Genomic DNA, 11,739 nt, shown 5'->3' on the forward strand with positions numbered 1-11,739 from the left:
GTACTATTCTAGTTTCAATATACTATATATCTGCAGAATACTCTTTCAGTTTCATTCAGCCTAGTCTTGCTTAGGAAAAAGCAAAAAGCCATCCAATTATGATGGATAGCTTCTTGGTTCTTAGATTTGTTCTGCAAAAACCTTTTCAGCAAGGTTCATAGCGTGGTCTGATACACGAGTGTAGTGTGAGATGATGTCTATAAAGTTGACCCCAGCTTGTGTTGAACATTCGCCCTTGTTGAGGCGTTTGATGTGGGTTTTTCTGAGAACACGTTCTATCTTATTGATTGCTTCATGACGTTCTACAAGACTGCGTGCTTTTTCAATATCATTGTTTTCCACACTATCCAGAGCATCTTTGATAAAGTCACTAGTTTGACGATAAACTTCCTCTAATTCTTTCAAGGCGGCATCAGAAAATTCAACATTTTTACGTTGAAGATAGTCAGTCAGATTGAGTAGAGCCTCCGCGTGGTCTCCAATCCGTTCCAAATCACGGGAGGAATCAAGGATATTGGTGAGCACTTCGCTTTCTTTTTGACTGAGAGCTTCGCTTGAAAGGGCAATGAGATAACGTGTTAATTGCTCATCGATGGTGTTAATGGCTTCTTCGGTTTTATGCCCTTTTTCAGCAACTTTTTCATCCAAGTCAATGATATACTTATAGGAAAGGTCAAAGGCTTTGGCAGCGTAGTTTCCTAAGTGCAAGAGCTCTTTCTTAGCATTTCCTAGAGCGATAGATGGGGCCTGTTTGATGAAATGTTCATCAAGATATAAGGGTTCGTATTTGACAACCTCGTCCTCTCCAGGAATAATCTTGGTTACAAAGTAAGCCAGAGCTCCGATAAATGGAAATTGGACAATGGTATTGGTAATATTAAAGGTTCCGTGAGCAAAGGCGATGGTCATTTCTGGTGCTAGATTTAGCGTAGCTTCAAACCAATGAATCAGGGCTGTAAAAGGAACTAGAAAAATAACGCAGACGACTGTTCCGATAACGTTGAAGGCAACATGAGCTCCTGCTACCCGTTTAGCTGCAATATTAGCCCCTAAAGAGGCAATGATGGCTGTAATGGTTGTCCCGATATTGTCACCAAATAGAACCGGCAAAGCTCCCTGTAGGTCAATTAGATTGCTGGCGTAGAGGTTTTGTAAAATCCCGATGGTAGCCGAGGAAGCTTGAATCAGTAAGGTCAAGCCGGTACCGACAAAGACACCCAAAACAGGATTCTTACTTAGCTCAATCATATAGTCCTTAAAGACCTGTAAATCCTTGAGTGGAGCCATTGCACCGCTCATAAGATTGAGGGCAAAAAAGATACCACCGACACCAAAGAGGATGCGTCCGATATTATTGACTGTCCGATTTTTCGTAAAAAAGAGACAGACAGCACCGATAAAGAGCATAGGTAGGGCATAGTCACCTAGTTTAAACCCAATAAGAAAGGATGTGACTGTTGTCCCGATATTAGCCCCCATGACAATTCCGATAGCCTGACGTAAGGTTAGGAGACCGGCACTGACCAGGCCGACTGTGATAACTGTTACACCAGAACTAGACTGAATTAGAGCAGTCATCCCAATACCAACCAGAACTCAAAAGAAAGGATTACTAGTATATTTGTCAATGTAAAAACGAAGGCGATCTCCAGCAGCTTGTTGTAAACCGTCTCCCATGGTCTTGATACTATATAAGAATAGCCCCAGACCACCTAAAAAGTGAAATAAAATTTCCTGCCAATTAATGGACATTTCTTTTTCCTCCGAAAAATAATCGCGGAATATCTCCTATTCTATTTTAAAGGATAAAAGTAAATCTAACAAGTGTTAATGTCAAGTTTGTAAAAGAAAATTATAATTGATAAGTGTATTATTTTTAAGAGTTTTTAACCTTATTTTAGATTTGTGAAAACAGCTATTGTTTTTTGTCAAAAAATGCTTTAGGATAAAAATGTGATTATCTTGGTCCCTGTGATTGGGATAAAAATTTTACAAAGAAAGTTAAGCGCTTTCTTTTGTGCAACAAAATCAATTTTTTAGGAGGAGAAAATGAAGAATTCATTTTTTGAAAGACGTTGTCGTTACAGTATTCGTAAGTTATCAGTAGGAGCCTGCTCGCTGATGATTGGTGCTGTTTTATTTGCTAGTCCAGCCTTGGCTGAAGAAACTGCAGTTCCTGAAAATAGCGGAGCTAATACAGAGCTTGTTTCAGGAGAGAGTGAGCATTCGACCAATGAAGCTGATAAGCAGAATGAAGGGGAACATGCTAGAGAAAACAAGCTAGAAAAGGCAGAAGGAGTAGCGATAGCATCTGAAACTGCTTCGCCAGCAAGCAATGAAGCTGCAACTACTGAAACTGCAGAAGCAGCTAGCGCAGCTAAACCAGAGGAAAAAGCAAGTGAGGTGGTTGCAGAAACACCATCTGCAGAAGCAAAACCTAAGTCTGAAAAGGAAATAGAAGCAAAGCCCGAAGCAACTAGCCAAGGGGATGAGTCTAAGCCAGCAGCAGAAGCTAATAAGACTGAAAAAGAAGTCCAGCCAGATGTCCCTAAAAATACGGAAAAAACATTAAAACCAAAGGAAATCAAATTTAATTCTTGGGATGAATTGTTGAAATGGGAACCAGGAGCTCGTGAAGATGACGCTATTAACCGCGGATCTGTTGCCCTCGCTTCACGTCGGACAGGTCATTTGGTCAATGAAAAAGCTAGTAAGGAAGCAAAAGTACAAGCCCTATCTAACACCAATTCTAAAGCAAAAGACCACGCTTCTGTTGGTGGAGAAGAGTTCAAGGCCTATGCTTTTGACTATTGGCAATATCTAGATTCAATGGTCTTCTGGGAAGGTCTTGTACCAACGCCTGACGTTATTGATGCAGGTCACCGTAACGGGGTTCCTGTATATGGTACACTCTTCTTCAACTGGTCAAATAGTATTGCTGATCAAGAAAAATTTGCTGAAGCTTTGAAGCAAGACGCAGATGGTAGCTTTCCAATTGCCCGTAAATTGGTAGATATGGCCAAGTATTATGGCTATGATGGCTATTTCATTAACCAAGAAACAACTGGGGATTTGGTTGAACCTCTTGGAGAAAAGATGCGCCAGTTTATGCTCTATACCAAGGAGTATGCTGCTAAGGTAAACCATCCAATCAAGTATTCTTGGTACGATGCCATGACTTATAACTATGGACGTTACCACCAAGATGGTTTGGGAGAATACAACTACCAATTCATGCAACCTGAAGGAGATAAGGTTCCAGCAGACAACTTCTTTGCTAACTTTAACTGGACCAAAGAGAAGAATGATTACTCTGTAGCTATGGCCAAATGGTTAGAGCGTAGCCAGTACGATGTCTTTGCAGGATTGGAATTGCAACAGGGTGGTTCTTATAAGACTAAAGTGAAATGGGATGCCCTTTTAGATGAAAATGGCAAACTTCGCTTGTCACTTGGTCTCTTTGCGCCAGATACTATTACAAGTCTTGGCAAGACAGGCGAAGACTATCATAAGAATGAAAATATCTTCTTCACTGGTTACCAAGGCGATCCAACTGGTCAAAAACCAGATGACAAGGACTGGTACGGGATTGCCAACCTAGTTGCGGACCGCACGCCAGCAGTAGGTCATACTTTTACCACTTCTTTTAATACAGGTCATGGTAGAAAATGGTTCGTAGATGGTAAGGTTTCTAAGGATTCTGAGTGGAATTACCGTTCAGTTTCAGGTGTTCTTCCAACATGGCGCTGGTGGCAAAAATCAACTGGTGATAAGTTGAAAGCAAGCTATGATTTTGAAGATGCTTATAATGGTGGAACTTCTCTTAAATTTGCAGGAGATCTTTCAGGTGCGACCAAGCAAGATGTGAATTTGTACTCTACTCGCTTGAAGGTGACAGATACAACCAAATTGCATGTCGCCCACAAAGGAGGCAAAGGGACCAAGGTTTATGTAGAATTTGCAACCAAGAAAGATTATACCTACGGTGATGAAGCTGCCCGTAAAGAATTGACAGTTTCAGATAACTGGACTACCGATGATTTTGATTTGAGTGCCTTGGCAGGTAAAACAATTTACGGTATTAAACTCTATTTTGAAAATGACAAAGACTTAAAAGGTTATCAATTTAACCTGGGGCAATTGACCATCAGCAATAATCAAGATGCTCCTCAGGCACCAACCACAGTAGCTGTAGCCAAACAAGTCCTTAAAAATGCCCAAGAAGCGGAAGCAGTTGTACAATTTACTGGTCATAAAGATGCTGATTTCTATGAAGTCTATGAAAAGGATGGCGATGCTTGGCGCCTATTGACAGGTTCATCTGCAACTACGATCTACCTACCAAAAGTTAGCCGCTCAGCTAGTGCGACTGGTACTAGTCAGGAGTTGAAGGTTGTTGCAGTTGGTAAGAATGGCCTTCGTTCTGAAGCAGCAACTACAAACTTTGAGTGGGGGATGACTGTCCAAGACACAAGTCTTCCAAGACCTCTAGCAGAAAACATCGTTCCAGGGGCTACTGTTATCGGAAGTACCTTCCCAGATATAGAAGGTGGAGAAGGTATCGAAGGTATGTTGAATGGGACCATCACCAGTCTATCTGACAAATGGTCTTCTTCTCAATTAAGTGGTAGTGTGGATATTCGTTTGACCCAGCCACGTACAGTTGTTAGATGGGTGATGGATCATGCTGGAGCTGGTGGAGAATCTGTCAACGATGGTTTGATGAACACCAAAGACTTTGACCTCTATTATAAAGATGCGGATGGTCAATGGAAGTTGGCTAAGGAAGTCCGTGGCAATAAAGCTCATGTTACAGATATTACCCTTGATAAACCTATCACAGCTCAAGATTGGCGCTTAAATGTTGTCACTTCTGACAATGGAACTCCATGGAAGGCTATTCGTATCTATAACTGGAAAATGTATGAAAAGCTTGATACTGAGAGTGTCAATATTCCGATGGCCAAGGCTGCAGCCCGTTCTCTAGGCAATAACAAGGTACAGGTTGGTTTTGCGGATGTACCAGCTGGAGCAACCATTACCGTTTATGACAATCCAAATTCTCAAATTCCGCTTGCAACCTTGAAGAGCGAAGTTGGAGGAGACCTAGCAAGTGCACCATTGGATTTGACAAATCAATCTGGTCTTCTGTACTATCGTACCCAGTTTCCAGGCAAGGAAATTAGTAATGTCCTAGCGGTTTCCGTTCCAAAAGATGACAGAAGAATCAAGTCAGTCAGCCTAGAAACAGGACCTAAGAAAACAAGCTACGCCGAAGGGGAGGATTTGGACCTTAGAGGTGGTGTTCTTCGAGTTCGGTATGAAGGTGGAGCTGAGGACGAACTCGTTCGCCTAACTCACGCAGGTGTATCAGTATCAGGATTTGACACGCATCATAAGGGAGAACAAAATCTTACTCTCCAATATTTGGGACAACCAGTAAATGCGAATTTATCAGTGACTGTTACTAGTCAAGATGAAGCAAGTCCGAAAACTATTTTGGGAATTAAAGTAAGTCAGGAACCGAAAAAAGATTACCTAGTTGGTGATAACTTAGACTTGTCTGAAGGACGCTTTGCAGTGGCTTATAGCAATGATACCATGGAAGAACATTCCTTTACTGATGAGGGAGTTGAAATTTCTGGTTACCATGCTCAAAAGACTGGTCGTCAAACCTTGACGATTCGTTACCAAGGTCATGAAGTCAATTTTGATGTTTTGGTATCTCCAAAAGCCGCATTGAACGATGAGTACCTCAAACAAAAGTTAGCAGAAGTTGAAGCAGCTAAGAATAAGGTGGTCTATAACTTTGCTTCACCAGAAGTAAAAGAAGCCTTCTTGAAAGCAATTGAAGCGGCCGAACAAGTGTTGAAAGACCATGAAACTAGCACCCAAGATCAGGTTAATGACCGACTTAATAAATTGACAGAAGCTCATAAAGCTCTGAATGGTCAAGAGAAATTTACGGAAGAAAAGACAGAACTCGATCGCTTAACAGGTGAGGCTCAAGAACTCTTGGCTGCCAAACCAAACCATCCTTCAGGTTCTGCCCTAGCTCCGCTTCTTGAAAAGAACAAGGCCTTGGTTGAAAAAGTAGATTTGAGTTCAGAAGAGCTTGCAACAGCGAAACAGAGTTTGAAAGATCTGGTTGCCTTATTGAAAGAAGACAAGCTAGCAGTCTTTTCTGATAGTAAAACAGGTGTTGAAGTGCACTTCTCAAATAAAGAGAAGACTGTCATCAAGGGCTTGAAAGTAGAGCGTGTTCAAGCAAGTGCTGAAGAGAAGAAATACTTTGCTGGAGAAGATGCTCATGTCTTTGAAATAGAAGGTCTAGATGAAAAAGGTCAAGACGTTGATCTTTCTTACGCTTCTATTGTGAAAATTCCAATTGAAAAAGATAAGAAAGTGAAGAGAGTATTCTTCTTACCTGGAGGCAAAGAGGCAGTGGAATTGGCTTTTGAACAAACGGATAGTCATGTTATCTTTACAGCACCACACTTTACTCATTATGCCTTTGTTTATGAATCTGCTGAGAAACCACGAGTAGAATCTAATGGTGCAAATGACCTTGTTACTATCTCAACTAAACCAGAACAACAAAACATAGTCCTTCCAAAAACTACTAATCAACCGGCTTCTGATCAACAAAAGGCTCCTAAATTGGAAGTTCAAGAGGAAAAGGTTGCCTTTGACCGTCAAGAGCATGAAAATGCTGATATACTAGTTGGGGAACAACGAGTCATCATACAGGGACGAGATGGTCTGTTGAGACATGTCTTTGAAGTTGATGAAAACGGTCAGCGTCGTCTTCGTTCAACAGAAGTCATCCAAGAGGCGATTCCAGAAATTGTTGAAATTGGAACAAAAGTAAAAACAGAACCAGCAGTAGCGCCTACACAAGAAAAACCAGCCCAAAATACAGCAGTTAAATCAGAAGAAGCAGGCAAACAATTGCCAAATACAGGAACTGCTGATGCCAATGAAGCCCTAATAGCAGGATTGGCAAGCCTTGGTCTTGCTAGTTTAGCATTGACATTGAAACAGAAAAAAGAAGATGAAGATTAAATATCGAAAAATCTTGTGAAATCTTTCCTTATATTTCCAAAGTGTGATATAATAGTTTCGAATAAAATAAATAAAGGGGTTTTTGTAACATGGCAAAACTTACTGTTAAAGACGTTGACTTGAAAGGTAAAAAAGTCCTCGTTCGTGTTGACTTCAACGTACCATTGAAAGATGGCGTAATCACTAACGACAACCGTATCACAGCAGCTCTTCCAACTATTAAGTACATCATCGAACAAGGTGGACGTGCAATTCTTTTCTCTCACCTTGGACGTGTGAAAGAAGAAGCTGATAAAGCTGGTAAATCACTTGCTCCTGTAGCAGCTGACTTGGCAGCTAAATTGGGTCAAGATGTTGTGTTCCCAGGTGTAACTCGTGGTGCTGAATTGGAAGCAGCGATCAACGCTCTTGAAGATGGACAAGTTCTCTTGGTTGAAAACACTCGTTACGAAGATGTTGACGGCAAGAAAGAATCTAAAAACGATCCTGAACTTGGTAAATACTGGGCATCACTTGGAGATGGTATCTTCGTAAACGATGCATTCGGTACAGCTCACCGTGCACACGCATCTAACGTTGGTATCTCAGCAAACGTTGAAAAAGCAGTTGCTGGATTCCTTCTTGAAAACGAAATTGCCTACATCCAAGAAGCAGTTGAAACTCCAGAACGTCCATTCGTAGCAATCCTTGGTGGTTCAAAAGTTTCAGACAAGATTGGTGTTATCGAAAACTTGCTTGAAAAAGCTGATAAAGTCCTTATCGGTGGTGGTATGACTTATACATTCTATAAAGCACAAGGTATCGAAATCGGGAACTCACTTGTAGAAGAAGACAAATTGGATGTTGCGAAAGCTCTTCTTGAAAAAGCAAACGGTAAATTGATCTTGCCAGTTGACTCAAAAGAAGCAAACGCATTTGCTGGTTACACTGAAGTGCGTGACACTGAAGGTGAAGCAGTTTCTGAAGGCTTCCTTGGTCTTGACATCGGTCCAAAATCTATCGCTAAATTTGACGAAGCTTTGACTGGTGCCAAAACAGTTGTATGGAACGGACCTATGGGTGTATTTGAAAACCCAGACTTCCAAGCTGGTACAATCGGTGTGATGGACGCTATCGTGAAACAACCAGGTGTTAAATCAATCATCGGTGGTGGTGACTCAGCTGCCGCAGCAATCAACCTTGGTCGTGCAGACAAGTTCTCATGGATCTCTACTGGTGGTGGAGCATCAATGGAACTTCTTGAAGGTAAAGTATTGCCAGGTTTGGCTGCACTTACAGAAAAATAATTTCAGCCCGTTAGTCTCTACAAAATCCTGATTTTGTAGAAAAGGAAGAAAACTGAAACGTTAACAAAAAGGTGGCTATGTCACCTTTTTGTGTTAGTGTAGGTATTTGTGACGCGGTGGTGGAGCATCAATGGAACTTCTCGAAGGTAAAGTTCTTCCAGGACTTGCAGCCTTGACAGAAAAATAAGATTTTATAAACAAATCAAAGAAGAGAGGGGTGAAAGTTCCTCTTTTCTTTTGCTCAAAATAAAAACGCTTCCTCTCAACTATTCCTCATAAAAATCACCGATTTATGATAAAATGGAAATAGAAAGTTGAGATTATGAGTTATTTTAAAAAATATAAATTCGATAAATCCCAGTTCAAACTTGGTATGCGAACCTTTAAAACAGGTATTGCTGTTTTTCTAGTTCTCTTGATTTTTGGCTTTTTTGGTTGGAAAGGTCTTCAAATTGGTGCTTTGACAGCCGTTTTTAGCCTGAGGGAGAGTTTTGATAAGAGTGTCCATTTTGGGACTTCGCGTATTCTAGGAAATAGTATCGGTGGCCTCTATGCCTTGGTTTTCTTCCTAATAAATAGTTTTTTCCACGAAGCCTTTTGGGTAACCTTAGTTGTTGTTCCAATCTGCACCATGTTAACCATTATGACAAATGTAGCCATGAATAACAAAGCAGGGGTTATTGGTGGTGTAGCAGCTATGTTAATTATTACACTATCGATCCCGAGTGGGGAAACGATTTTGTACGTGTTTGCGCGTGTATCAGAAACTTTCATGGGAGTTTTTGTCGCAATTCTCGTAAATTACGATATTGATCGTATTCGGCTCTTTTTAGAGAAAAAAGAAAAATAATGTTACATTTTATAACATTATCAATTGACGTTTGTCTTTTTTTAGACTATAATAGACAGAAAGAAGGAAATTGTAAATGAAGGAAAAAGAATTTCGCCGAAATATGGCTGTTTTTCCTATCGGCAGTGTTATGAAGTTGACCGATCTATCGGCGCGTCAGATTCGTTATTATGAAGATCAAGAGTTGATTAAGCCTGATCGAAACGAAGGGAACCGTCGCATGTATTCCTTGAATGACATGGATCGTCTGCTTGAAATCAAAGATTATATCTCTGAAGGTTATAATATCGCTGCCATTAAGAAAAAATATGCTGAACGTGAAGCGAAATCCAAGAACGCGGTTAGTCAGACTGAAGTACGTCGTGCACTTCACAATGAACTCCTCCAACAGGGTCGCTTTGCTTCAGTACGGTCACCTTTTGGTCGCGGTTAGGCAACCGCAAGTAGTCATACATTTAAGGAGAAAACTCATGCCAATCACAGCTGCAGATATTCGTCGTGAAGTCAAGGAAAAAAATGTTACCTTTATCCGTCTCATGTTCTCAGATATTTTGGGAACCATGAAAAACGTCGAAATTCCTGCTACAGATGAACAGTTAGATAAAGTCTTGTCAAACAAGGCTATGTTTGATGGATCTTCTATTGAAGGTTTTGTACGTATCAATGAGTCGGATATGTACTTGTACCCTGATTTGGATACATGGACAGTCTTCCCGTGGGGAGATGAAAATGGAAGTGTTGCAGGTTTGATCTGTGATGTCTATACAACAGAAGGTGAACCATTTGCAGGTGACCCTCGTGGCAATTTGAAACGTGCTCTTCGTCACATGGAAGAAGTAGGATTCAAATCCTTCAATCTTGGACCAGAGCCAGAATTCTTCTTATTTAAACTGGATGAAAATGGAGACCCAACACTTGAGGTGAATGACAAGGGTGGCTACTTTGATTTGGCACCTACTGATCTTGCGGACAACACACGTCGTGAGATTGTGAATGTCTTGACCAAAATGGGATTTGAAGTAGAAGCCAGTCACCACGAGGTTGCGGTTGGACAACATGAGATTGACTTCAAGTACGATGAAGTTCTCCGTGCTTGTGATAAGATTCAAATCTTTAAACTTGTTGTTAAAACCATTGCTCGCAAACATGGGCTTTACGCAACCTTTATGGCCAAACCAAAATTTGGTATTGCCGGATCAGGTATGCACTGTAATATGTCCTTGTTTGATGCAGAAGGAAACAATTCCTTCTTTGATCCAAATGATCCAAAAGGAATGCAGTTGTCAGAAACGGCCTACCATTTCCTCGGTGGTTTGATCAAACATGCCTACAACTATACTGCCATCATGAACCCAACGGTTAACTCATACAAACGTTTGGTTCCAGGTTATGAAGCGCCTGTTTACATTGCTTGGGCTGGTCGTAACCGTTCGCCACTTGTGCGCGTACCTGCTTCACGCGGTATGGGAACTCGTCTTGAGTTGCGTTCAGTGGATCCGATGGCAAACCCATACATCGCTATGGCAGTTCTATTGGAAGTTGGTTTGCATGGTATTGAAAATAAAATCGAAGCACCAGCTCCTATTGAAGAAAATATTTACATCATGACAGCAGAAGAGCGTAAGGAAGCTGGTATTACAGACCTTCCATCAACTCTTCACAACGCTTTGAAAGCTTTGACAGAAGATGAGGTTGTCAGAGCGGCTCTTGGAGAACATATCTATACTAGTTTCCTTGAAGCCAAGCGAATCGAATGGGCAAGTTATGCAACCTTCGTTTCACAATGGGAAATTGATAATTATTTAGACCTTTACTAATACTAATATAGAAGAAAGATTGCCTGAGGGCAAACAGTCACACAGCAGTCTAAGCCATCAAATACCTATAACCCTTAAAATAGCGATTTCGGTCGCTATTTATTTTTCGAAAAATCCTCTTGACTCTTTTGCGAATTAGATTTATCATCAGACGTGTAGAAGAAAATTAAGGAGTCACTATGGAAAAATTCAATTTCAAAAACAATATCGGGCAAGAAAACAAGTTACTTCAAATCGAAATCTACAAGTTTACTAACTTTTGCAAGCTTCAAAATTACACATCTGTAAATATTTTTTCGAAAGATATATTTGAAGCCATAGTAAATTGAGACTAGAATAGTACACTACATCTGCTAAAAAATTTCTAGAAATTAATTTAACTTTCCTAATCGATTTGTTTACATCTTATTTCAATCTACTATATTATCTCAATAAATGATGATGGAGACTGTTTTGTTTGTGCTTGTCGATTTTTGAATCCTGATCGAGCGGAAGAATATTTCTACCGAGGTTGCCAAGGGGAAAATCCTGAAGATATTGAATTTTATGATGAACAATTACAGGCAGAAAAGGTGGAGGTTTTAAGTATTCGATTGGAAGTAAAAAATTGAATTATCTACAATCTCATCAACAATAAACCTATTTCAACCCCATTATCTATAGGCGTATTTTTACGCCTTTTTATATACTTGAAGCACATAAGAAACATTATGGGAAGTTT

7 protein-coding genes and 1 pseudogene are annotated in these 11,739 nt (G+C 40.4%); 6 read left to right on the plus strand and 2 right to left on the minus strand.

Annotated features, from left to right (window positions below; translation table 11 throughout):
* Positions 1 to 120: 120 nt before the first annotated feature.
* Positions 121 to 1,752 (minus strand): annotated as a pseudogene (locus HT691_RS06555) (Na/Pi cotransporter family protein).
* Between the two features lie 297 nt (positions 1,753 to 2,049).
* On the opposite strand from HT691_RS06555, the gene HT691_RS06560 reads away from it, so the two are divergent.
* The 5 genes from HT691_RS06560 to glnA all read left to right on the plus strand — a co-directional run bounded on the left by HT691_RS06560 (position 2,050) and on the right by glnA (position 11,018).
* Positions 2,050 to 7,065: a bacterial Ig-like domain-containing protein gene (locus tag HT691_RS06560; RefSeq protein WP_172923359.1), complete on the plus strand. Its 5,016-nt coding sequence runs from the start codon at positions 2,050 to 2,052 to the stop codon at positions 7,063 to 7,065.
* A gap of 89 nt (positions 7,066 to 7,154) precedes the next feature.
* Complete coding sequence (locus HT691_RS06565) at positions 7,155 to 8,351, plus strand: phosphoglycerate kinase (protein ID WP_001096743.1); 1,197 nt, start codon at positions 7,155 to 7,157, stop codon at positions 8,349 to 8,351.
* Between the two features lie 322 nt (positions 8,352 to 8,673).
* Complete coding sequence (locus HT691_RS06570) at positions 8,674 to 9,201, plus strand: aromatic acid exporter family protein (RefSeq protein ID WP_000119914.1); 528 nt, start codon at positions 8,674 to 8,676, stop codon at positions 9,199 to 9,201.
* 76 nt (positions 9,202 to 9,277) lie between these two features.
* Positions 9,278 to 9,634: a transcriptional repressor GlnR gene (glnR, locus tag HT691_RS06575; RefSeq protein WP_023933492.1), complete on the plus strand. Its 357-nt coding sequence runs from the start codon at positions 9,278 to 9,280 to the stop codon at positions 9,632 to 9,634.
* Between the two features lie 37 nt (positions 9,635 to 9,671).
* Positions 9,672 to 11,018: a type I glutamate--ammonia ligase gene (glnA, locus tag HT691_RS06580; RefSeq protein ID WP_055349657.1), complete on the plus strand. Its 1,347-nt coding sequence runs from the start codon at positions 9,672 to 9,674 to the stop codon at positions 11,016 to 11,018.
* Between the two features lie 95 nt (positions 11,019 to 11,113).
* Here glnA and HT691_RS06585 read toward each other — a convergent pair whose 3' ends face one another.
* Entirely contained in the window at positions 11,114 to 11,233 is a 120-nt protein-coding gene (locus tag HT691_RS06585) for a hypothetical protein (protein ID WP_001808898.1), read from the minus strand.
* Here HT691_RS06585 and HT691_RS11330 point away from each other — a divergent pair.
* Positions 11,198 to 11,347 (plus strand): hypothetical protein, encoded by a 150-nt coding sequence (locus HT691_RS11330; protein ID WP_000410533.1) that lies wholly within the window; start codon positions 11,198 to 11,200, stop codon positions 11,345 to 11,347. The genes HT691_RS06585 and HT691_RS11330 overlap by 36 nt on opposite strands.
* Positions 11,348 to 11,739 lie beyond the last annotated feature (392 nt).

The sequence above is a fragment of the Streptococcus sp. 477 genome (assembly GCF_013277295.1).
Taxonomy (GTDB): Bacteria; Bacillota; Bacilli; order Lactobacillales; family Streptococcaceae; genus Streptococcus; species Streptococcus pseudopneumoniae.